Genomic DNA, 21,211 nt, shown 5'->3' on the forward strand with positions numbered 1-21,211 from the left:
GCTTTATAACCCATATTCTTCCGCCCAAAATGAGGGGGGCCCCAATACGCGCCCCCGTCTTGATCAACGATAGAGATCCTCACGCGTCCACGGCAGGTCGTGATGGCCATCCGCATACGGCTTCACTGCAAGAATCTGATGCAGGTTGATCCAGCCCTTGGTGAAGGCATAGGCGCATCCAGCCAGGTACAGCCGCCAGATCCGCAGCGTCTTCTCCGGCACCAGCGCCGCAGCGCGATGCAGCTGGTTCTCGAGGTTTTCGCTCCAGTGATTGAGGGTCTTGGCGTAGTGCAGACGCAGGCTTTCCACGTCTACCACCTCCAGCCCTGCCTCGCAGATACGCGCGGTAATCATCGAGATGTGCGGCAGCTCGCCGTGAGGGAATACATAACGATCAATGAAATCCCCAGCACCTCGCCCAACCGGCCGACCATCCACATGCTTGGCGGTGATGCCATGGTTCATCACCAGGCCGCCTTCACGTACGGCGCCGAACAGTCGCTGGCAGTACAGTTCGAGGTTGGCATGGCCGACGTGCTCGAACATGCCGACGCTGACCGCCTTGTCGAAACGGCCATCCTGGGGCAGGTCACGATAGTCGAGAATCTGCAGGTCGACCTTGTCGGACAGCCCCTCATCCTTGACCCGCTGGCGCCCCAGCGTCAATTGTTCCTTGCTCAGGGTGATGCCGAACACCTTGGCGCCATATTCGCGTGCGGCAAAACGCGCCAGGCCGCCCCAACCGCAGCCGACATCCAACAAGTAATCGCCGGCCTGCAGCCGCAGCTTGCGACACAGATGGTCGAACTTGTCTTGCTGGGCCTGGGCGAGGGTGTTGTCCGGCTCCTTGAAGTAGGCGCAGGAATAAGCCATGTCCGGATCGAGCCACAGTTGGTAGAACTCGTTGGACAGGTCGTAATGGTAGGAAATGGCTTCGGCGTCGGTTTTCTTGTCGTGCGAGGTGCGCACCGGGACTACATCTTCATCGTCTTTGAGTAAAGCCTCGCTGAGCTCGTCGCAAACGCGGATGACTTCGCCAATGTTCCCCTCGAGTTCAAGCTTGCCCTCGACAAAGGCTGTGCCCAGTTCATCCATGCTCGGGTGCGTCAGCTGACTGATCAACTGAGGCTCCTTGACCAGGATGGTGACCTGCGGGCTAGGCCCTAGATCGAACTGGTTGCCGTCCCACAGCTTAAGACGTAAAGGCAAGTGCAGGCTCTGCAACGCAGGTGGAAGTTGCGCAAGCATGAAAGACCCCCTTTCAATTACGGACGCCGTACAAGGATTCGAGCGTCACCGGATCAGGGTAGTTCATTCATCGGAAGTTTCCTTTTATAGCGACCATAGTCCAATACTATCGGCCATGCCGCGACTAACAGATTGTATACAATCCGCGATTCAGCGACTAACCTTGTGCCCCCTCTCGCGCATTCTTCTTCCCTGGAGTGAATCCCATGAAATCCTATGATGTGGTGATCATCGGTGGCGGCCCTGGCGGCTATAACGCGGCCATCCGTGCCGGTCAGTTGGGCCTGAGCGTGGCCTGCGTCGAAGGACGTTCGACTCTCGGCGGCACCTGCCTGAACGTCGGCTGCATGCCCTCCAAGGCGCTGCTGCACGCCTCCGAGCTGTACGAAGCCGCCAGCGGCAGCGAGTTCGCGCATTTGGGCATCGAGGTCAAGCCGACCCTGAACCTGGCGCAGATGATGAAGCAGAAAGACGAAAGCGTGAGCGGCCTGACCAAGGGTATCGAGTACCTGTTCCGCAAGAACAAGGTCGACTGGGTCAAGGGCTGGGGCCGCCTCGACGGCGTCGGCAAGGTCATCGTCAAGGCCGAGGATGGCAGCGAAACCACGCTTCAGGCCAAAGATATCGTGATCGCCACCGGCTCCGAGCCAACCCCGCTGCCAGGGGTGAATATCGATAACCAACGCATCATCGACTCCACTGGCGCCTTGGCGCTGCCGCAGGTCCCCAAGCACCTGGTGGTCATCGGCGCAGGCGTGATCGGCCTTGAACTGGGTTCGGTCTGGCGTCGCCTGGGGGCGGAGGTGACCGTGATCGAATACCTCGACCGCATCTGCCCCGGCACCGACGAGGAAACCGCCAGGACCCTGCAAAAAGCCCTGGCCAAACAGGGCATGAGCTTCAAGCTCGGCAGCAAGGTGACCCAGGCCACGCCTTCGGCGAGCAGCGTCAGCCTGACGCTTGAGCCTGCCGCTGGCGGCGACGCGCAAACCCTGGAGGCCGACTATGTGCTGGTGGCCATCGGCCGCCGCCCGTACACCCAGGGCCTGAACCTGGAGAGCGTCGGCCTGCAGACCGACAAACGCGGCATGCTCGCCAATGACCACCACCGCTCCCAGGTCCCCGGCATCTGGGTGATCGGCGACGTCACCTCCGGCCCGATGCTCGCGCACAAGGCCGAAGACGAAGCGGTGTCGTGCATCGAGCGTATTGCCGGCAAGGCCCATGAGGTCAACTACAACCTGATCCCCGGCGTCATCTATACACGACCGGAACTGGCCAGCGTTGGCAAGACCGAAGAGCAGCTCAAGGCAGAGGGCCGTGCCTACAAGGTCGGCAAGTTCCCCTTCACCGCCAACAGCCGCGCCAAGATCAACCATGAGACCGAAGGCTTCGCCAAGGTGCTGGCCGACGCCGAGACCGACGAGGTGCTAGGTGTGCATCTGGTCGGGCCGAGCGTCAGCGAGATGATCGGCGAATTCTGCGTGGCCATGGAGTTCAGCGCGTCGGCCGAGGATATCGCCCTGACCTGCCACCCACACCCGACTCGCTCCGAAGCCTTACGCCAGGCAGCGATGAACGTGGAAGGGATGGCGATGCAGATCTAAGACAAGGCCGCTTCTGCAAAAGCAGCGCAGGCCCCTGTGGGAGCGGGTTTACCCGCGAAAAGGACACCGCGCTGCCTGGCACGGGCTACGCCCGTGTTCGCGGGTAAACCCGCTCCCACAGGGGATTGGGCTGACCTTTGATTTTGGACAAGACAGTTGCTCCTGCAGCGGCTACCACGCCTGCAGGAGCGGCCGCCCATGCCCTACCCCACCGCCCAGTTCTTATCCACAGCCCGCCCGAAACGTCTCGCCAGGAAAGGTGTGATATCCAGCGGCAGTGGCTCGTTGTGGATAACCTTGTCCAGCAACACGCCGGTGATTGCCGAGGTGAGAATCCCTGTGCGGAAATGTCCACAGGCGTTGAAGTAGCCAGTCACCTCATCCACAGGGCCAAGAATAGGCAGTTCGTCCGGCGACCCGGGACGCAGCCCCGCCCAGGTACGCTTCAGGCTCACCTGCGCCAGCTCCGGTACACAACGCACCGCCCCCTGAACCAACCCGGCAATTTCGGGGAAGGTATTGCTGACATCGAAGCCCTTGTCTTCCGTAGTGCTGCCAATCAGTACCTCGCCATTATCCTTTTGCGCCATGTAGCAATCACTGGTGGTCAGGCAGCCATCGAGCAGCTTGGGCAAACGTTCGGTGAGAACGATCTGGCCTTTCACCGGCTTGACCGGAATCGAAGTACCGGTGGCCCACTCACTGAGCTCGCCCGCCCAAGCCCCGGCGGCATTGAGCAAGGTGTGACAATGGAAAACCCCCGCCTCGGCAGTGCGTACACCCTTGATCTGCGAGTTCCCCTGCAGCACATCGGTGATGTTGGTGTTCAGATACAGATCGACGCCGTTCTGACGCGCAGCTTCCAGGTAGGCGTCGCCCAGGCGGAACGGGCTGACCTGGTGATCGCAGAGGAACTCCAGCGCCCCCTTGGCCTGCAGGGTCACCGCCGGCTCGCGCTCGCGCAGTGCCTGGCGATCCAGCCAGCGCACCTGGTCCGCCAGGTGCGGGATCTGCGCGACGATGTGCTCGGCGTACAGCTGGTCCTCATCGTCCTGGATGATGTACTTCAATCCGGTGCGCTCGAACTTGAAGTCCATGCCATGGCGCTCGATCAATTCGTGGTGCAGCTGTGGATAAAGTGCATTGGACTGCAGAGCCAGATCGAAGAAACACTGCGGCAGGATATGCGGCGTGCTCGAATCCACCGCCACTGCTGCGCCATGGGCCTCGCGTTTGTTGCGCGAGGACATCATGCGAAAGAAGATCACGCCACACCCCAGGCCCACCGACTCGCCGATGGCCCACAGGCCGCCAGCCGAGGCTCGTGTCGCATTGCCTGGGCGCTTGCTGTCGATCAGGGCGATTTTCAGCCCCTTGCGCTTGGACAACTGATAGGCACAGGAGGCGCCGATCACCCCGCCGCCGGCGATGACGATGTCGTAGGTCTTGTTCATGCTCAGGCCTCCGTGGCCAGGTGCTGGAATGCGGAAAATGGGATGGGATCGATCGGGAAACGCGGTCGCAGCCAGCCGACATCCGCTCGCCCGGTGCTGGCGCGCAGGCGATCGCTGCAGTAGCCCACACACATGCGCCCCTGGCAGTCGCCCATGCTCACCCGCGTGCGCATCTTCAGGCTGGCCATGTCCTGCACACCTTGCTCGAGCGCCAGGTCGATATCGCTACGGGTGACGTGCTCGCAGCGGCAGATCACCGTGTCGGCCTGCGGCAGCTCGATTTGCGCTGCGCCACGTTGGGTATAGCGCTCGACACCCGCCCTGAACCGCGTGATCGCGGCCAGCTTGCCCAAGTACTGCTCGCGCCGCTCGATGGCCTGGGCGGCGTCGAGCACGCCACGTTGCTGCAGGATCGACACCGCAGCGATGCGCCCGGTCAGCATAGCTGCCTCGCCACCACGGATACCGCCCATGTCGCCGGCCAGGTGGATATGCGCCTGGCTGCTCTGCTGCCAGACATTGCATGTCGCGCGCAGGTAGCCGTCGTCGCTGAACCCATGCGCCAGCCCCAACTGTTGACTGAGCTGGGTGCGCGGAATAAATCCATAACCGACCGCCAAGGTGTCAACCGGCTCGCGCCGCACCCGACTCATGTCGGCTTTCCAATCCTGGCCATAGGGCGCAAGGCTGACTTCGCGCAGTTCACCTTCACCACTGGCGCTGACCACACCCCAGCCATAGTGCATCGCAATGCCGTTGAGCTTCATGTACGCCAGCATGCTGAGGCCGTCGAGAAACAGCTGCGGTTTGTTCAGCAGCGCCAGGCTTTCCTTGGCGATACGGTTGAAGGCGCAGGCCTCGTAGACGCCGGCAACCTTGGCGCCCGCCGCATGCAGTTGGCAGGCCACCAGTGGCAGCAGCGGGCCAGTACCTGCGATCAAGGTGCTGCCCAGCGGCTTGACCACACCGCTCTTGATCTGCAATTGCAGCCCGCCCAGCAGCATCACGCCAGGCAGTGTCCAGCCGGGGAATGGCACATTGCGCTCGTGGCAGCCGGCCGACAGCAGCAGATGGGAATAGTCGATCTCATGCAGTTGCTCGTCGGCATCCAGCACCATCAGGCGCTCATGATCGCCGCCAACCACACGGTTGTTCAGGCGCAAGTCGATATGTTCGGCGCTGCTGGCGAAGTCTTCGTGCAGCGTGTGCAGGGCCTTGCTGTAGCGCGCGCCGAGGTAACCGAGGTCGACACCGGCACGCAGCGGCCCGCGATAGACCACGCCACCCGGGCGCGAGGCTTCATCGAACAGCAGGCAGTCGACGCCATGCTCGGCCAGCTCGATGGCCGCCGCCATACCCGCCGAGCCGCCTCCCACTATCACCGGCCGCAGACTCATGACTGCACCTCCCGGGCCAGGCGATTGACCTCGGTCTCCACCCGCATCCCCTGCCGGACCACGGTCTGGCAGGCTCGGCGCTTGGGCCGCCCGTCTATCGCCACCAGGCAGCAATGGCAAACGCCCATGCCGCAGAAGGCGCCAGCTGGCTGACCGTGGTCGTTGCGCGCCAGCTGACGCAGGCCAACGGCATTGAGCACGCTGAGTACCGTCTCGCCTTCTGCGGCCTGCACCGTCTGGCCATTGATCTGAAAGGTGATGTCAGCCTGCACGACAGGCTGTATGTCGAGCACTCGCTCCAGTGATTGCATGGGCTTCGTCCTTGTTTGAAGGGGACTCGACGGTACGCCAAAGCACTGTGAGGAGATATTGACCTAAGCCGTAGGAATTGAAGGAAGCTTCCTAGGATTTTGTCAGCGTATGACCTGATTTTTTCTGATGCAGTACCCGTCGAGCCGAATCGGCAATCAACATCACTGTTCCCGCCAGCATCAGTACATCCTTGAGCACCAGGCGCCCGGCACCAGACAGGTAGGGAAATCCATACTGCGCATCGCCCAGGTTCGCCACCCATGCCTTTGAGGAACATGCTATGCAAACCCCTTCGCCACGACGCTTCCGGGCAGCTCAAGTTATTCATCGATCGTCTCAAGCGCATCGGCGTCGAAACTGACCTCAGGAAAAATCCGCAGGATGTTGTGCGCAGAATTCGTTTGAGATGACGCGCCGCTTTGCCCAAGGTGTCGGCTCGGATAGCCATTGCCTGAAGCAAGACCTCGATTGATGGCACCGCCCCGTGCAGGTAGATCCGCGAGCACTTGCCGCTCGCAGGACGCGCCGGTTTCTTCCAATAATAAGAGAAGTCTGGACATGCAAGACAACGGATTGAAGCAAAGCCTCAAGCAGCGGCATATCACCATGATCGCGCTTGGCGGCGTGATCGGCGCCGGGTTGTTCGTCGGCTCCGGCAGCCTGATTGCCTCGGCCGGCCCGGCCGCGATTCTGTCCTACGTGATCGGCGGCATCATCGTCACCCTGGTGATGTTCATGCTCGGCGAAATGGCCTCGCGCAATCCTGACGCCGGCTCCTTCTCGACCTACGCCAACACCTACCTCGGCAACTGGGCGGGCTTCACCGTGGGCTGGCTGTACTGGCTCAAGTCGATGATGACCATCACCCTCGAAGCCGTGTTGCTGGGCGCGATCCTCAACGATTTCATGCCCTGGCTGCCGATCTGGATCGGCGCCTTCATCATGCTGGTGACGCTGATCGCCAGCAACGCCTACTCGGTGCGTTCGTTCGCCGAAGTGGAATACTGGCTGGCGGCGCTCAAGGTGGTCACCATCCTTATCTTCATGCTGCTCGGCGCGTCCATACTGCTGGGGTGGCAGGAAGACATCCCCGCTCCCGGCCTGGTCAACCTCACCGACCATGGCGGCTTCATGCCCAATGGCCTGTCGCCGGTGATGGCCGGGGTGATCGTGGCGATCTTCTCGCTGGGCGGCAGCGAAATTGCCGCTGTAGCTGCCGGTGAATCGGAGAACCCGCGCCGGAACGTGATCCGCGCGATCAAGAGCGTGATCGTGCGGGTGATGCTGTTCTATGTCGGTTCCGTGTCGATCCTGGTGCTCTGCCTGCCCTGGACCGACAAGGCCAACCTCGCCTCGCCCTACGTCGCGCTGTTCACCCTCGCCGGTTTCAAGGGTGCCGCGGTGGCGATGAAACTGGTGTTGTTCGTGTCGTTCATGTCGGTGATGAACTCGTTCATGTTCTCCAACTCGCGCATGCTGTTCTCGCTCAGCCAACGCGGACATGCCCCGGCGCTGTTCGCCCGGACTAACGCCAAGGGCGTTCCGATCAATGCACTGGCGCTGGCGTTCTGCATTTGCGTGACGATTCTGACCTTGCACTTCATCAGTGGCGGCGATCTCTTCCTGACCCTGGCCAGGAGCACCGGTGCGTTCATCATCTTCGTCTGGATCTTCATCATTTTCGCCCACGTCGGCATGCGCCTGAAAACCCGGCATGAAGTGGTGGGCCCATCCTCGTTCAGGGCCTGGGGATTCCCGCTGACCAACGTTATTGCGCTGCTGGCGCTGGTGTCGGTGCTTGCAACCCAGGCGATCGACCCAGCGACGCGTTTTCAATTCTGGCTGGTGCTGGTGACCTTGCTGGTGATCGTGGCGGCGTACTTCATGGTACGCAAGCGTCGGAGTGGCGAAGTGCGGGAGCTGGCGCGGACTTGATATAAGTCGAGCACTTAATTTTCAAATAAAAATATCGGAGGCAATCACTCATGCCTCCGATATTTTTTGTTCAAACGCGGCGCAAACGTCAGAAGGCGTTACCTCTTCTTGCCTTCCTGAGCATGGAACATGGACTTGGCATAGAAGATACCCAGGTCCTGTGCTCCACCGTACAAGCTAAGTAAGCAAGGCAGCTGCTAGCCGCTAAGCTCGAACGCCAACAAAAAAGTCCAACCCTTCAGGCTTCGGATTGCCAAGTAGAGAAAATATTTTTTCTGCTTGCTCATCAGACAGAGGAAGTTCACCGTCCGATTCAGCCTCAAGAGACTGCCAATTCAAAAGACTCATAATATCTTTTTCATGCTCCGGCGGAATGTCAAAATCATACTTCAAGGAGTCATCAAGCTCATACTCTTTCAGAAAACCAGTTAAATTAATAAACATATTAGATACCTCACTTTTCGGTAGTTCGCCCAGGAACAGCTGATTTTGTTTGATTGCCAGATACAGAGTCAAACTCTCCTAAATGCTTGCCCTGTTTATCATATAATTCAACCTTACCATGCTGACTATCCCACTCATAAATTCTGCCTTTACTATCCACCCAGCGCCTTCTAAGCTTACCGCCCCCACGAACGCTGCTTTTAGCTCTCACAGGTTTTGCATCAGGAAAAGCAATTAAATTTTTGGGCGCCTGATGATACCCTGGAGTACTGAACATCAAGTAGACCGGTTCTATTCCCGAGTCAATCGGGAATGTGATAATCAGGTCATTGGCATCCAACACTTCACCTGGGTACGGCAGCGCCTCAATCTTAAGCGGCTGTAGCTCGACTCCTGTGTAGATTGGTACAGTCTGTGTCGCCGCGGGTGTAGTGGTTGTTGAGGACTGTTCGCCGGGGGCGCGACCTGGCGTCCAAGTTAGAGTGATAGGAGGCTGGTCAGGCACCAGGCTTGGCACTACAACCATGTAGCGCCCAGTCTGCGGGTCCAATGTGGCCGCCCGGACGGGTACGTTCTTTGTTACGTTGATCCCATCGGCAGCGACGACCAAAATGTAAGAGCGACCATCCCCGCGTGTTTCGTTGGCCAATCGATAGGCCAGCTCGACTTTACCCTGTGCAGCAGCGATAGCATTGAGATTGGCCCCCGGCGCAAGACCAAGGTCTCGGGCGTCGACCCCCATACCATAGCGGAAACGGGCTGGAGTCTGGTCTTGAGCTTGACTGGCCGTGGAACTGGGGTAAACCAAGGCGGCAAGCCCTGCTGCAAAGGGAGCACCGACCGTAGCAGAAGTGATCCCGCCCAATGCGGTGATCGCACTCGCGATCCCTTGGCGCAGAGCAGCAAGAGTTGCTTCGGCCAAAGGCACTACGCCTTGTCCGGGTATGCTCAGCGCAGCGGCACTGCCTGCAAACCGGTAAGTGCTGGCCGCCCGGGCGATGGCATTCTGAGTGAGAGCAGTCACGCCCTGTAACTGCGTCTGAGCGTTAGTTCGCGCAGTCTGGATGCCAGCAATGACTTGTTGTCGTTTAGCGCTGTCGGCGAGGGAGGCCTGGTCAAGCTGGTCAGTTACGATGGCATAAGTGCTATTCGTTGTTTGCTGCAGGCTCTGCCGGGCTGCAGCGGCGGCGGCATGTGTTGGGTTCGCTTGAACTTGTGCAATGAGTTCGACCATGCGGGCGTTGACTAGGCTAGCTGCGTTACTACTTGCTTGAATGATCGTATTGCGTTGAGAAGCGATAAGCGTATCGGCGTCAGCCACTAGCTGATTTACCACGTCAGTGAACGTTGAGGCGAGGAGGTTCGCCTGTGCTTTAACTGATTGACTGATCTGAGCGAGCTCGTTTGCATTGATTTGACTACTGGCCGCTGCAGCAAGGGCATCAATCTGCTGGTCACTTTGCTGAACCGACTGTTGGACAGCCTGCGTAGCGGCTTGTCGTTCAGCATGGGTCAGAGTCGATGAGTCGGAAAACTGACTTTCCAGCGTTTGTCTTTGCGTAGCCAGGTGCTGTTGCGCAGGTTCCGTAATGGCTGATAGCTCACTGCTGACTGACTGAATAACGGCTTGTGCTTCTCGTTCTGCAGCTTGAGCGACGGCCAACTGTTCGCGCAACGTCGCCGCCTGAGCATTGAGCAGAGAGATTTGGTCGCCAAGATAGCGGGCCTGATATGTCGCAGCCAGAGACGCCTGCCATCTGGGAATGACATTCACTGCTACGTTGCCACTGATGGCGAGGTCTGTCACAGTCCGGATGAAATCAACACGCCCCTTGCTTGAAAAATCTGCAGAGTAAAAGCTGTTTGCCTTCGTTTGCTGAGTTTGACGTTGGATAGTTTTTTGGTTCGTCGCGCTTTCGCGCAAATTTATTTCCCTAAGCAAAACTCCGACAGAGGTAGAGTCACCTGCGTACGTCCCCCCTCGCGCGGTATCAAGCTCTTTTTGTAGCGTGGATGCTAAAACAGCAACGCTTGCTAGATATTGTTCATTAATGCGTTTTGTTTCTTTTTCATAAACCGAAGTCAGGTAAGCCGACATAGCGCTTCGAAACTGCGCCTGACTTGTAATCGGGCCAAAATTTACTGACGGTAGCCCAGGGATGTTGATGGGAACGGTGGGCTCACCAACAAATGTTGGTCCGAGATAGACTGGCTCACCAATAGGGGGGTCAATTCCAGGGGCTGTAACAGGCGTTGCGGGTAATTCAATAGGTCCTTGCACCATGATATCGCTCCATAACTCGTGATCGATGAAATGAGCGGTTCGCCTTCCTGCGCATTCGGGATGTGAGGGTGGCAAGCCACCAGAGTACTGTATAGATGAACAGCAAATTTAAGAAATAAGAATCAATTGCAAAATGTGAACTGAACAAGGTCGCCTCCGGTATCGTCGCCTCGTGCGTCTTTCGACGGGTGGGCTACTGGGCCGAGGTCGCGGGTATCGCGATCGAGGCTTCGGGCGTACACTGGCTGCGGCTTTATCAGAAAAGCCGGATGGAGACCTCGTGGTCAAAGCGCTGGATGTGGCTCACGAAACCAGGGGCGATTCAGCTGAAACGAGGTGCGCAACGAAAAAGGGAGCCGGTTAAGGCTCCCTTCGTCAGCGACAGTTTTATTGCGGTGCGACAGTTTTAATTCGCAAAATCCATCCCCCGCTCAGCGCAGCCGTTTACTCCACCGTCACCGACTTCGCCAGGTTACGCGGCTGGTCAACGTCAGTGCCCTTGAGCACGGCCACGTAGTACGACAGCAGCTGCAGCGGAATGGTGTACAGGATAGGCGCCAGGGCATCGATGATGTGCGGCACCTTGATCACGTGGGTGCCTTCACCATTGCTCATGCCGGCGTTCTCGTCGGCGAACACCACCAGCTCGCCGCCACGGGCGCGGACTTCCTGCAGGTTCGACTTGAGCTTTTCCAGCAGCTCGTTGTTCGGCGCGACGGTAACCACCGGCATGTCGGCATCGACCAGCGCCAGCGGGCCGTGCTTGAGCTCACCTGCCGGATAGGCTTCGGCGTGAATGTAGGAGATCTCCTTGAGCTTGAGCGCGCCTTCCATCGCCACCGGATACTGGGCACCACGGCCGAGGAACAGGGTGTGGTGTTTGTCGGCGAACAGTTCGGCGGTCTTCTCGACCACGCTGTCCATCGCCAGAGCTTCGCCCAGACGCGCGGGCAGACGGCGCAGCTCTTCGACCAACTCGGCTTCGACGCCAGCTTCGAGGCTGCCGCGTACCTGGCCCAGGGCGAGGGTCAGCAGCATCAGCGAGACCAGCTGGGTGGTGAAGGCCTTGGTCGAGGCAACGCCGATTTCCGGGCCGGCCAGGGTCAGCAGGGTCAGGTCGGATTCACGTACCAGCGAGCTGATGCCAACGTTGCAGATTGCCAGGCTGCCGAGGAAGCCCAGCTCCTTGGCGTTGCGCAGGGCAGCCAGGGTGTCGGCGGTTTCGCCGGACTGAGAGATGGACACGAACAAGGTGTCTGGCTGCACCACCACCTTGCGGTAGCGGAATTCGCTGGCGACTTCGACCTGGCAGGGGATGCCGGCCAGGCTTTCCAGCCAGTAACGCGCGACCATGCCGGCGTGATAGCTGGTGCCGCAGGCGACGATCTGTACATTGCGCACCTTGGCGAACAGATCCGCAGCTTGCGGGCCGAAGGCCTGGACCATGACGTGGTCGCCGGCCAAGCGGCCTTCGAGGGTGCGCTGTACCACCGAAGGCTGCTCGTGGATTTCCTTGAGCATGAAGTGGCGATAGGTGCCCTTGTCGGCAGCCTCGGCGCCTTCGTGGTACTGCACGGTTTCACGCTGGACCTTGCTACCGGCCTGATCCCAGATGTTCACCTGGTCGCGGCGGATTTCGGCGATATCGCCTTCCTCGAGGTACATGAAGCGGTCGGTGACCTGACGCAACGCGAGCTGGTCGGAGGCCAGGAAGTTCTCGCCATGACCCAGGCCGATCACCAGCGGGCTGCCGCTGCGCGCAGCAACCAGACGGTCCGGCTGCTTGACGCTGATCACCGACAGACCGTAGGCACCATGCAGACGCTTGACCACAGTCTTGAAGGCATCGGTCAGGTCGGGAATGCTCTTGAGGGTGTGGTGGATCAGGTGGACGATCACCTCGGTATCGGTCTGCGAGGTGAACACGTAGCCAAGGGCCTTGAGTTCTTCACGCAGCTCTTCGTGGTTCTCGATGATGCCGTTGTGCACCACGGCCACTTCCTGGCCGGAGAAGTGCGGGTGGGCATTGTGCTCGGTCGGTGCGCCGTGGGTAGCCCAACGGGTGTGAGCGATGCCCAGGTGACCGTCGAGCGGCTCGGCAGCCACCGCGGCTTCCAGCTCGCTCACCTTGCCGATGCGGCGACGACGATCGAGCTCGCCCTGCTGGGTGACGACCGCCAGGCCCGCGCTGTCGTAGCCACGGTATTCCAGGCGCTTGAGGCCCTCGATAAGGATGGAGGTGATGTTGCGCTCGGCGACTGCACCGACGATTCCACACATGGTTATTGCTCCTGGCTGATCGCGGCGCAGATCAGGTTGATGCCGCGGGCTTGAATCTGTTCGCGTGCCGCTGCGGGCAGGCGATCATCTGTAATAAGGGTGGTAACGCTGCTCCAGGGCAGCTCGAGGTTGGGGATCTTGCGCCCGACCTTGTCCGATTCGACCATCACGATCACTTCTCGGGCCACTTCCGCCATCACCCGGCTCAGGCCAAGCAGTTCGTTGAAGGTGGTGGTGCCGCGGTTCAGGTCGATGCCGTCGGCACCGATGAACAACTGGTCGAAATCGTATGAGCGTAGTACCTGCTCGGCGACCTGACCCTGGAACGACTCGGAATGCGGGTCCCAGGTACCACCGGTCATCAGTAGCACCGGCTCGTGCTCGAGCTCGCTGATGGCTCGGGCTACGTTCAAGGAGTTGGTCATCACGACCAAGCCGGGCTGGCGCCCGAGCTCAGGGATCATTGCTGCAGTGGTACTGCCGCTGTCGATGATGATGCGTGCATGTTCGCGAATGCGTCCGACAGCTGCGCGGGCGATGGCTTTCTTGTAACTGGAAACCGGCTGAGCGGCCTCACCCAGCATCTCCTGCGGCACTGGCACCGCACCGCCGTAACGACGCAACAATAGGCCATTGGCTTCCAGCGCGGCGAGATCCTTGCGAATGGTCACTTCCGAGGTTTCGAAACGCTTGGCCAGCGCGTCCACGCTTACCTCGCCCTGCTCGGCGAGCAAGGCCAGGATATTGTGGCGACGTTGAGGGGTGTTTCGTTTCGACATGTGAGGATAAGTTTCGATTCGAAAGATAATGGCTGCAATCAAAACCTAAGATGAAGGATTCGTCAAGCAGCGGATAGATTTACTGACGACGCTGTTTACTGTGTAGCGGGCTGGTCCGGCAATAAAAAAAGCCGACTTATTCACATAAGTCGGCTTTCGATCGAAACATCTGTGGATAACTCAGCTTTTCTTGATCTTCTCCGGCCGTTTCCAGCCATCGATATTGCGTTGGCGTGCGCGAGCAACGGCCAACTGGCCAGCTTCAACAGACTGATTGATGGTCGAGCCGGCAGCCGTGGTAGCGCCGTCCTTGATTTCCACAGGTGCGACCAGCGAGTTGTTCGAACCGATGAACACATCTTCGCCCAGCAAGGTCTTGAACTTGTTCGCGCCATCGTAGTTGCAGGTGATGGTACCCGCGCCGATGTTGGTGCGCGCACCGATCTCGGCGTCGCCCAGATACGTCAGGTGACCGGCCTTGGCGCCCTCGCCCAGATGGGCGTTCTTCAGCTCGACGAAGTTACCCACATGGGCTTTGGCCTCCAGTACGCTGCCTGGGCGCAGGCGAGCGAACGGGCCGGCATCGCTGCCCTCGCCCATCACCGCACCTTCGAGATGGCTGTTGGCCTTGACCACAGCGCCCTTGCGCAGGGTGCTGTTCTTGATCACGCAGTTAGGGCCGATCTGCACATCGTCTTCGATGATCACCTTGCCTTCGAGGATGACGTTGATGTCGATCAGCACATCGCGCCCCACGATCACCTCGCCACGCACATCGAAACGCGCGGGGTCACGCAGGGTCACGCCCTGGGCCATCAGTCGGCGTCCCTCGCGCAACTGGTAGTGACGCTCAAGCTCTGACAATTGCAGGCGGTCGTTGGCGCCCTGCACTTCCATGGCGTCATGCGGCTGCTCGGTGGCAACCACCAGGCCATCGGCCACGGCCATGGCAATCACGTCGGTGAGGTAGTACTCGCCTTGGGCGTTGTTGTTGGACAGGCGCCCCATCCAGTCTGCCAGCCGCGCGGCCGGCATCGCGAGGATGCCCGTGTTGCCTTCCTTGATCGCCCGCTGTGCTTCACTGGCGTCCTTGTGCTCGACGATGGCCGCTACCCGGCCTTGGGCATCACGCACGATGCGGCCGTAACCGGTTGGATCCTGCAGGGTGACGGTCAGCAGGCCGAGTTGCTGTTCATTGACCTTGGCCAGAAGCCGCTCGAGCGTCCCCACCTCGATCAACGGCACGTCGCCATAGAGCACCAGCACAGTATCGGCGGTGATCGCCGGCAGTGCCTGGGCGAGGGCATGGCCGGTGCCAAGCTGTTTGTCCTGCATGACGAAATTCAGATCGTCAGCCGCCAGGCGTTCACGTACCAGCTCTGCACCATGACCGATGACCACATGGATACCCTTCGGCTGCAACTGACGCGCGCTGTGGATAACGTGGCCAAGCATGGAATTACCGGCGACCGGATGCAGTACCTTGGGCAGCGAAGAGCGCATGCGGGTGCCTTGGCCTGCGGCGAGAATAACGATATCGAGTGACATTGACTGGCTACCAATCCTGGGCGGTCAGGGATGTGACCGAAGGGGAAAATTCGGAAAAGAAAAAGGGTAGCCGAGGCTACCCTTTAACTCAATCGCAACGCAGGTTACCGGTAGGACCGGATCACTTGCCCTTGCGCAATTGCTGGACAGTACGCAGCTGAGCTGCAGCCTCGGCCAGACGTGCGGCAGCAGCGCCGTAGTCGAAGTCCGAGCCCTTAGTGTTCAGCGCGTTCTCGGCAGCCTTGAGGGCTTCCTGAGCCTGAGCTTCGTCCAGGTCGGCAGCACGTTGCACGGTGTCGGCAAGAACCTTGACCATGTTCGGCTGCACTTCGAGGAAGCCACCGGAGATGTAGAACACCTCTTGAGTGCCACCCTGCTTGGTCAGCGTGATCGGACCCGGCTTGAGATTGGTGATCAGCGGCGCGTGGCCTGGAGCGATACCCAGATCGCCCAGGTTGCCGTGCGCTACTACCATCTCGACCAGGCCGGAGAAGATCTCTCCCTCTGCGCTGACGATGTCGCAATGGACTGTCATAGCCATCTGCTTGCCTCAACCTGATTAGCGCCCCTTTCGGGGCGCCGGGATTACAGTTTCTTGGCTTTCTCGATCGCTTCGTCGATGCTGCCGACCATGTAGAACGCTTGTTCTGGCAGGTGGTCGTAGTCACCTTTGAGGATGCCGCTGAAGCCAGCGATGGTGTCCTTGAGCGAAACGTACTTGCCTGGCGAGCCGGTGAAGACTTCGGCCACGAAGAACGGCTGCGACAGGAAGCGCTGGATCTTACGAGCGCGGGCAACCAGTTGCTTGTCGGCTTCGGACAGCTCGTCCATACCCAGGATCGCGATGATGTCCTTGAGCTCTTTGTAGCGCTGCAGAACATACTGAACGCCACGAGCGGTCTCGTAGTGCTCGGTGCCGATCACGTTCGGGTCCAGCTGGCGCGAAGTCGAGTCCAGTGGGTCGACCGCTGGGTAGATACCCAGGGAGGCGATGTCACGGGACAGAACGACGGTGGCGTCCAAGTGGGCGAAGGTGGTCGCTGGCGACGGGTCGGTCAGGTCGTCCGCAGGTACGTATACGGCCTGAACGGAGGTGATCGAACCTTCTTTGGTCGAAGTGATGCGCTCTTGCAGAACGCCCATCTCTTCAGCCAGGGTCGGCTGGTAACCTACTGCCGAAGGCATACGGCCCAGCAGTGCGGATACTTCGGTACCGGCCAGGGTGTAACGATAGATGTTGTCGACGAACAGCAGAACGTCGTTACCTTCGTCACGGAACTTCTCAGCCATGGTCAGGCCGGTCAGCGCAACGCGCAGACGGTTTCCTGGTGGCTCGTTCATCTGACCGTAGACCAGCGCTACCTTGTCGAGAACGTTGGAGTCCTTCATCTCGTGGTAGAAGTCGTTACCCTCACGAGTACGCTCACCCACACCAGCGAACACGGAGTAACCGCTGTGTTCCATGGCGATGTTACGGATCAGTTCCATCATGTTTACGGTCTTGCCGACACCGGCACCACCGAACAGACCAACCTTACCACCCTTGGCGAACGGGCAAACCAGGTCGATAACCTTGATGCCGGTTTCCAGCAGGTCGTTGCCGCCTGCCTGGTCAGCGAACGAAGGCGCTGGCTGGTGGATACCGCGACGCTCTTCTTCGCCGATCGGGCCGGCTTCGTCGATCGGGTTGCCGAGGACGTCCATGATACGGCCCAGAGTGGCCTTACCCACTGGAACGGAGATGGCCGCGCCGGTATCGACGACGTCCAGACCGCGCTTCAGGCCTTCGGTCGAGCCCATCGCAATGGTACGAACCACGCCGTCGCCCAGCTGCTGCTGAACTTCCAGGGTGGTTTCCGCGCCTTGTACTTTCAGCGCGTTGTAAACACTCGGCACGACGTCACGTGGGAATTCCACGTCGATGACGGCGCCGATGATTTGAACGATACGTCCGCTACTCATAGCTGGATCCTCTGAATTTTTGAACCGTTAAACCGCGGCAGCGCCGCCGACGATTTCCGAGATCTCCTGGGTGATCGCAGCCTGACGCGCCTTGTTGTAGATCAATTGCAGCTCTTTGATCAAATCACCGGCGTTGTCTGTGGCGTTCTTCATGGCGATCATCCGGGCCGCTTGTTCAGCAGCGTTGTTCTCGACCACCGCCTGGTATACCTGCGACTCCACGTAACGCACCATCAAGCCGTCCAGCAGCTCTTTTGCGTCGGGTTCGTACAGGTAATCCCAGTGATGCTTGAGATCCTGATCCGGGGTTGCCACCAACGGTACCAATTGCTCGACCGTCGGTTTTTGGGTCATGGTGTTGATGAACTTGTTCGAAACCACCGAGAGGCGATCGATACGGCCATCGAGGTAGGCGTCCAGCATCACTTTGACGGAGCCGATCAGATCGTTGATCGATGGCTCTTCGCCCAGGTGGCTGATCGCGGCTACGACGTTGCCGCCAAAGATGCGGAAGAAAGTCGCACCCTTGCTGCCGATCACGCACAGGTCGATTTCCACGCCCTGTTCGCGGTTTGCGCTCATGTCCTTGACCAGGGCCTTGAACAGGTTGGTATTCAAGCCACCGCACAGACCACGGTCACTGCTCACCACGATATAACCGGCGCGCTTTACAGGGCGCTCGATCATGAACGGGTGGCGGTATTCCGGGTTGGCGTTGGCCAGATGACCGATCACCTGGCGGATACGCTCCGCGTAAGGACGGCTAGCAGCCATGCGCATTTGTGCTTTGCGCATTTTGCTGACCGCCACTTTCTCCATGGCGCTGGTAATTTTTTGCGTGCTTTTGATGCTCGCAATCTTACTGCGAATCTCTTTTGCGCCTGCCATGTATCACCTATCAGGTTAGCAAGCGGGGGCCGGAGCCCCCGCTGCGGCTTACCAGGTCTGGGTGGCCTTGAACTTCTCGATACCAGCTTTCATGCCAGCGTCGATTTCGTCGTTGAAGTCACCTTTCACGTTGATCTTGGCCAACAGCTCGGCGTGATCGCGGTGGAAGTAGGCGATCAGCGCTTGCTCGAAGCTGCCGACCTTGGAGACTTCTACGTCAGTCAGGAAACCACGCTCAGCGGCGTACAGCGACAGGGCCATGTCGGCGATCGACATTGGCGCGTACTGCTTCTGCTTCATCAGCTCGGTAACGCGCTGACCATGCTCCAGCTGCTTGCGGGTAGCCTCGTCCAGATCCGAAGCGAACTGGGCGAATGCAGCCAGTTCACGGTACTGAGCCAGTGCGGTACGGATACCGCCGGACAGTTTCTTGATGATCTTGGTCTGAGCGGCACCACCTACACGGGATACCGAAACACCGGCGTTCACTGCTGGGCGGATGCCCGAGTTGAACATGGCCGATTCCAGGAAGATCTGACCGTCGGTGATCGAGATCACGTTGGTCGGAACGAACGCGGAAACGTCGCCAGCCTGGGTTTCGATGATCGGCAGGGCGGTCAGGGAACCGGTCTTGCCAGTCACTGCGCCGTTGGTGAACTTCTCGACGTACTCTTCCGAAACGCGCGATGCACGCTCCAGCAGACGGGAGTGGAGATAGAACACGTCGCCTGGGTACGCTTCACGTCCTGGTGGACGGCGCAGCAGCAGGGAGATCTGACGGTAGGCAACAGCCTGCTTGGACAGGTCATCGTAGACGATCAGGGCGTCTTCACCGCGGTCACGGAAGAACTCGCCCATGGTGCAGCCGGCGTATGGCGCCAGGAACTGCAGTGCGGCGGATTCCGAAGCACTGGCAACGACCACGATGGTGTTGGCCAGGGCGCCGGCTTCTTCGAGCTTGCGAACGATGTTGGCAACGGTCGAACGCTTTTGGCCGACAGCCACATAAACACAGAAAATACCGGAGTCTTTCTGGTTGATGATGGCGTCGATGGCCATGGCGGTCTTGCCGATCTGGCGGTCACCGATGATCAGCTCACGCTGGCCACGGCCGACTGGGATCATGGCGTCGACGGACTTGTAGCCAGTCTGTACAGGCTGGTCTACCGACTTACGCCAGATCACGCCTGGGGCCACTTTCTCGACCGCGTCGGTCTGGGTGTTGCCCAGAGGACCTTTGCCGTCGATCGGGTTGCCCAGTGCGTCAACGACGCGACCCAGCAGTTCCTTACCAACCGGAACTTCCAGGATACGGCCGGTGCACTTGGCGCTCATGCCTTCGGCGAGGGTGTCATAGGCACCCAAGATCACTGCACCTACGGAGTCTTGCTCCAGGTTCAGTGCCATGCCGAACACGCTGCCAGGGAACTCGATCATTTCGCCGTACATGACGTCGGCCAGACCGTGGATCCGCACGATACCGTCGGATACCGAAACGACGGTACCTTCGTTACGGGCTTGGGAGCCGACATCGAGTTTCTCGATGCGGCCCTTGATGATTTCACTAATTTCGGAAGGATTGAGTTGCTGCATTGCTCTGCTGCCCCTTCAAACTCAAGATTTCAATGCTTCGGCCAGTTTCGCGATCTTGCCGCGAACCGAGCCATCGATTACCAGGTCGCCGGCGCGGATGACGACGCCGCCGATCAGGCTGGCATCCTCCGACGCGTGCAGGCGCACTTCCCGGCTGAGCCGTGCACTGAGAACCTTGGCGAGTTTGTCTTGCTGTTCTTGGTTCAACGCAAAAGCACTGGTGACTTCCACGTCCACGGATTTCTCTTGCTCGGCCTTGTACAGGTCGAACAGAGCGGCGATCTCCGGCAGAAGCAGGAGACGGTCGTTTTCCGCGGCAACATGAATGAAATTCTGTGCCTGTACATCGAACTTGTCACCGCACACTTCAATGAATGCGGCGGCCTTTTCTGCGCTAGTCAGTTGCGGGGCCTTGAGCAGGCGCTGCATGGTGCCGTCTTCCGACACCGCAGCAGCCAGGCCGAGCATGGCTGACCAATTGGCCAGTTGCTGCTGGGCCTGGGCGTGCTCGAAAGCTGCCTTAGCGTAAGGTCGGGCCAACGTGGTCAGTTCTGCCATGATCGCCCTCGCTTAAATTTCAGCGGCCAGTTTGTTAACCAGCTCCGCATGCGCGTTTTGATCGATTGTGGCGCCAAGGATCTTTTCAGCGCCGCCAACGGCCAGGGCACCCACTTGGGCGCGCAGGGCGTCTTTGATGCTGTTGAGTTCCTGTTCGATCTCGGCTTGAGCCTGAGCCTTCACACGGTCAGCTTCGACGCGAGCCTGATCACGGGCTTCCTCGACAAGCTGAGCAGCGCGTTTCTTGCTTTGCTCAATGATTTCGGCTGCCTGTGCTTTTGCTTCACGCAGTTGCTGACCCGCTTTCTCTTGGGCCAGCTCCAGGTCGCGAGCTGCGCGGTTGGCAGCGTCCAAGCCGTCGGCAATCTTCTTTTGGCGCTCGTGCAGAGCAGTGATGACCGGAGGCCATACATACTTCATGCAGAACAGCACAAAAATCAGAAAAGCAACGGATTGGCCAATCAGGGTTGCATTAATGTTCACGCCAACACCTCGCTCGGTCTTTGTCCATCACACCAATCAACTCGTAAAAACGAGTGATTAGCCGGCGATCTGACCAACGAAGGGATTCGCGAAGGTGAAGAACAGAGCGATACCAACACCGATCATGGTTACGGCGTCGAGCAGACCGGCAACGATGAACATTTTGACCTGCAGCATCGGAACCATCTCAGGCTGACGAGCAGCGCCTTCCAGGAACTTGCCGCCCAGCAGGCCGAAACCAATGGCGGTACCCAGAGCACCCAGGCCGATCAGCAGAGCAACAGCGATAGCGGTCAGACCAACTACAGTTTCCATCTTTCCTCCCGACTTTTACGTCGTATTGGTTAGGTTTTTTAATTGAAGCGGTAAAACAAATCGTTTGAAACAACTGCCCTTGCGGACTTTTTCAGTCTTCCCCCCGAACAGGCGGGGAAGACTA

General features: G+C 59.3%; 20 protein-coding genes. 2 read left to right on the top strand and 18 right to left on the bottom strand.

What is annotated here, in order from left to right:
• Window positions 1-63 precede the first annotated feature (63 nt).
• The gene (cfaB, locus tag IAE40_RS14870; RefSeq protein WP_153774326.1) at window positions 64-1,248 is read right to left on the bottom strand and encodes a C17 cyclopropane fatty acid synthase CfaB; all 1,185 of its coding nucleotides are present in this window, start codon (window positions 1,246-1,248) and stop codon (window positions 64-66) included.
• Between the two features lie 206 nt (window positions 1,249-1,454).
• On the opposite strand from cfaB, the gene lpdA reads away from it, so the two are divergent.
• Window positions 1,455-2,855 (top strand): dihydrolipoyl dehydrogenase, encoded by a 1,401-nt coding sequence (gene lpdA, locus IAE40_RS14875; RefSeq protein ID WP_054892994.1) that lies wholly within the window; start codon window positions 1,455-1,457, stop codon window positions 2,853-2,855.
• A gap of 203 nt (window positions 2,856-3,058) precedes the next feature.
• On the opposite strand, the gene hcnC is transcribed toward lpdA, so the two are convergent.
• From hcnC to IAE40_RS14900, 5 genes are all read right to left on the bottom strand, one after another.
• A complete protein-coding gene (hcnC, locus tag IAE40_RS14880; protein WP_153774325.1) occupies window positions 3,059-4,309 on the bottom strand; it encodes a cyanide-forming glycine dehydrogenase subunit HcnC in 1,251 nt (416 codons plus the stop codon).
• 2 nt (window positions 4,310-4,311) lie between these two features.
• Window positions 4,312-5,706, bottom strand: coding sequence for a cyanide-forming glycine dehydrogenase subunit HcnB (gene hcnB / locus IAE40_RS14885; RefSeq protein WP_112899508.1), 1,395 nt, complete (start codon window positions 5,704-5,706; stop codon window positions 4,312-4,314).
• Window positions 5,703-6,017 carry a cyanide-forming glycine dehydrogenase subunit HcnA gene (gene hcnA, locus IAE40_RS14890; RefSeq protein WP_153774323.1) on the bottom strand — a complete coding sequence of 105 codons (315 nt, stop codon included), beginning with the start codon at window positions 6,015-6,017 and terminating at the stop codon, window positions 5,703-5,705. The genes hcnB and hcnA overlap by 4 nt, the downstream gene beginning before the upstream one ends.
• A gap of 91 nt (window positions 6,018-6,108) precedes the next feature.
• A complete protein-coding gene (locus IAE40_RS14895; RefSeq protein ID WP_306109881.1) occupies window positions 6,109-6,276 on the bottom strand; it encodes a DUF417 family protein in 168 nt (55 codons plus the stop codon).
• A gap of 62 nt (window positions 6,277-6,338) precedes the next feature.
• A complete protein-coding gene (locus IAE40_RS14900; RefSeq protein WP_153774322.1) occupies window positions 6,339-6,578 on the bottom strand; it encodes a hypothetical protein in 240 nt (79 codons plus the stop codon).
• Between IAE40_RS14900 and IAE40_RS14905 the strand changes: the two genes are divergently transcribed.
• Window positions 6,577-7,953 carry an amino acid permease gene (locus IAE40_RS14905; protein ID WP_200603457.1) on the top strand — a complete coding sequence of 459 codons (1,377 nt, stop codon included), beginning with the start codon at window positions 6,577-6,579 and terminating at the stop codon, window positions 7,951-7,953. The genes IAE40_RS14900 and IAE40_RS14905 overlap by 2 nt on opposite strands.
• A gap of 204 nt (window positions 7,954-8,157) precedes the next feature.
• Here IAE40_RS14905 and IAE40_RS14910 read toward each other — a convergent pair whose 3' ends face one another.
• From IAE40_RS14910 to atpE, 12 genes are all read right to left on the bottom strand, one after another.
• Window positions 8,158-8,397: a pyocin S6 family toxin immunity protein gene (locus IAE40_RS14910; protein WP_197891753.1), complete on the bottom strand. Its 240-nt coding sequence runs from the start codon at window positions 8,395-8,397 to the stop codon at window positions 8,158-8,160.
• Between the two features lie 10 nt (window positions 8,398-8,407).
• The gene (locus tag IAE40_RS25745; protein WP_234465157.1) at window positions 8,408-10,681 is read right to left on the bottom strand and encodes an S-type pyocin domain-containing protein; all 2,274 of its coding nucleotides are present in this window, start codon (window positions 10,679-10,681) and stop codon (window positions 8,408-8,410) included.
• Window positions 10,682-11,125: 444 nt separating this feature from the next.
• A complete protein-coding gene (glmS, locus tag IAE40_RS14920) occupies window positions 11,126-12,961 on the bottom strand; it encodes a glutamine--fructose-6-phosphate transaminase (isomerizing) (RefSeq protein ID WP_153774317.1) in 1,836 nt (611 codons plus the stop codon).
• A 2-nt stretch (window positions 12,962-12,963) separates the two neighbouring features.
• Entirely contained in the window at window positions 12,964-13,740 is a 777-nt protein-coding gene (locus IAE40_RS14925) for a DeoR/GlpR family DNA-binding transcription regulator (protein ID WP_063541896.1), read from the bottom strand.
• A 180-nt stretch (window positions 13,741-13,920) separates the two neighbouring features.
• Window positions 13,921-15,288: a bifunctional UDP-N-acetylglucosamine diphosphorylase/glucosamine-1-phosphate N-acetyltransferase GlmU gene (glmU, locus tag IAE40_RS14930; RefSeq protein WP_200603458.1), complete on the bottom strand. Its 1,368-nt coding sequence runs from the start codon at window positions 15,286-15,288 to the stop codon at window positions 13,921-13,923.
• Window positions 15,289-15,409: 121 nt separating this feature from the next.
• Window positions 15,410-15,829 (bottom strand): F0F1 ATP synthase subunit epsilon, encoded by a 420-nt coding sequence (locus IAE40_RS14935; RefSeq protein WP_054893003.1) that lies wholly within the window; start codon window positions 15,827-15,829, stop codon window positions 15,410-15,412.
• A 44-nt stretch (window positions 15,830-15,873) separates the two neighbouring features.
• Window positions 15,874-17,250 carry a F0F1 ATP synthase subunit beta gene (atpD, locus tag IAE40_RS14940; RefSeq protein ID WP_054893004.1) on the bottom strand — a complete coding sequence of 459 codons (1,377 nt, stop codon included), beginning with the start codon at window positions 17,248-17,250 and terminating at the stop codon, window positions 15,874-15,876.
• Between the two features lie 27 nt (window positions 17,251-17,277).
• Complete coding sequence (gene atpG, locus IAE40_RS14945) at window positions 17,278-18,138, bottom strand: F0F1 ATP synthase subunit gamma (protein WP_003253195.1); 861 nt, start codon at window positions 18,136-18,138, stop codon at window positions 17,278-17,280.
• A 48-nt stretch (window positions 18,139-18,186) separates the two neighbouring features.
• A complete protein-coding gene (gene atpA, locus IAE40_RS14950; protein WP_054893006.1) occupies window positions 18,187-19,731 on the bottom strand; it encodes a F0F1 ATP synthase subunit alpha in 1,545 nt (514 codons plus the stop codon).
• Window positions 19,732-19,752: 21 nt separating this feature from the next.
• Complete coding sequence (locus tag IAE40_RS14955) at window positions 19,753-20,289, bottom strand: F0F1 ATP synthase subunit delta (RefSeq protein WP_054893007.1); 537 nt, start codon at window positions 20,287-20,289, stop codon at window positions 19,753-19,755.
• 12 nt (window positions 20,290-20,301) lie between these two features.
• Window positions 20,302-20,772 carry a F0F1 ATP synthase subunit B gene (locus IAE40_RS14960; RefSeq protein WP_054893008.1) on the bottom strand — a complete coding sequence of 157 codons (471 nt, stop codon included), beginning with the start codon at window positions 20,770-20,772 and terminating at the stop codon, window positions 20,302-20,304.
• 57 nt (window positions 20,773-20,829) lie between these two features.
• Window positions 20,830-21,087 (bottom strand): F0F1 ATP synthase subunit C, encoded by a 258-nt coding sequence (gene atpE / locus IAE40_RS14965; protein WP_003097235.1) that lies wholly within the window; start codon window positions 21,085-21,087, stop codon window positions 20,830-20,832.
• Between the last annotated feature and the right edge of the window lie 124 nt (window positions 21,088-21,211).

The sequence above is a fragment of the Pseudomonas sp. S44 genome (genome assembly GCF_016624805.1).
Classification (GTDB): domain Bacteria; phylum Pseudomonadota; class Gammaproteobacteria; order Pseudomonadales; family Pseudomonadaceae; genus Aquipseudomonas; species Aquipseudomonas machongensis.

What these genes read in the sequence shown, in the direction of transcription:
- cfaB (WP_153774326.1), bottom strand. Translation starts at nt 1,248, where the DNA reads ATGCTTGCGCAACTTCCACCTGCGTTGCAGAGCCTGCACTTGCCTTTA.
- lpdA (WP_054892994.1), top strand. Translation starts at nt 1,455, where the DNA reads ATGAAATCCTATGATGTGGTGATCATCGGTGGCGGCCCTGGCGGCTAT.
- hcnC (WP_153774325.1), bottom strand. Translation starts at nt 4,309, where the DNA reads ATGAACAAGACCTACGACATCGTCATCGCCGGCGGCGGGGTGATCGGC.
- hcnB (WP_112899508.1), bottom strand. Translation starts at nt 5,706, where the DNA reads ATGAGTCTGCGGCCGGTGATAGTGGGAGGCGGCTCGGCGGGTATGGCG.
- hcnA (WP_153774323.1), bottom strand. Translation starts at nt 6,017, where the DNA reads ATGCAATCACTGGAGCGAGTGCTCGACATACAGCCTGTCGTGCAGGCT.
- IAE40_RS14905 (WP_200603457.1), top strand. Translation starts at nt 6,577, where the DNA reads ATGCAAGACAACGGATTGAAGCAAAGCCTCAAGCAGCGGCATATCACC.
- IAE40_RS14900 (WP_153774322.1), bottom strand. Translation starts at nt 6,578, where the DNA reads ATGTCCAGACTTCTCTTATTATTGGAAGAAACCGGCGCGTCCTGCGAG.
- IAE40_RS14910 (WP_197891753.1), bottom strand. Translation starts at nt 8,397, where the DNA reads ATGTTTATTAATTTAACTGGTTTTCTGAAAGAGTATGAGCTTGATGAC.
- IAE40_RS25745 (WP_234465157.1), bottom strand. Translation starts at nt 10,681, where the DNA reads ATGGTGCAAGGACCTATTGAATTACCCGCAACGCCTGTTACAGCCCCT.
- glmS (WP_153774317.1), bottom strand. Translation starts at nt 12,961, where the DNA reads ATGTGTGGAATCGTCGGTGCAGTCGCCGAGCGCAACATCACCTCCATC.
- IAE40_RS14925 (WP_063541896.1), bottom strand. Translation starts at nt 13,740, where the DNA reads ATGTCGAAACGAAACACCCCTCAACGTCGCCACAATATCCTGGCCTTG.
- glmU (WP_200603458.1), bottom strand. Translation starts at nt 15,288, where the DNA reads ATGTCACTCGATATCGTTATTCTCGCCGCAGGCCAAGGCACCCGCATG.
- IAE40_RS14935 (WP_054893003.1), bottom strand. Translation starts at nt 15,829, where the DNA reads ATGGCTATGACAGTCCATTGCGACATCGTCAGCGCAGAGGGAGAGATC.
- atpD (WP_054893004.1), bottom strand. Translation starts at nt 17,250, where the DNA reads ATGAGTAGCGGACGTATCGTTCAAATCATCGGCGCCGTCATCGACGTG.
- atpG (WP_003253195.1), bottom strand. Translation starts at nt 18,138, where the DNA reads ATGGCAGGCGCAAAAGAGATTCGCAGTAAGATTGCGAGCATCAAAAGC.
- atpA (WP_054893006.1), bottom strand. Translation starts at nt 19,731, where the DNA reads ATGCAGCAACTCAATCCTTCCGAAATTAGTGAAATCATCAAGGGCCGC.
- IAE40_RS14955 (WP_054893007.1), bottom strand. Translation starts at nt 20,289, where the DNA reads ATGGCAGAACTGACCACGTTGGCCCGACCTTACGCTAAGGCAGCTTTC.
- atpE (WP_003097235.1), bottom strand. Translation starts at nt 21,087, where the DNA reads ATGGAAACTGTAGTTGGTCTGACCGCTATCGCTGTTGCTCTGCTGATC.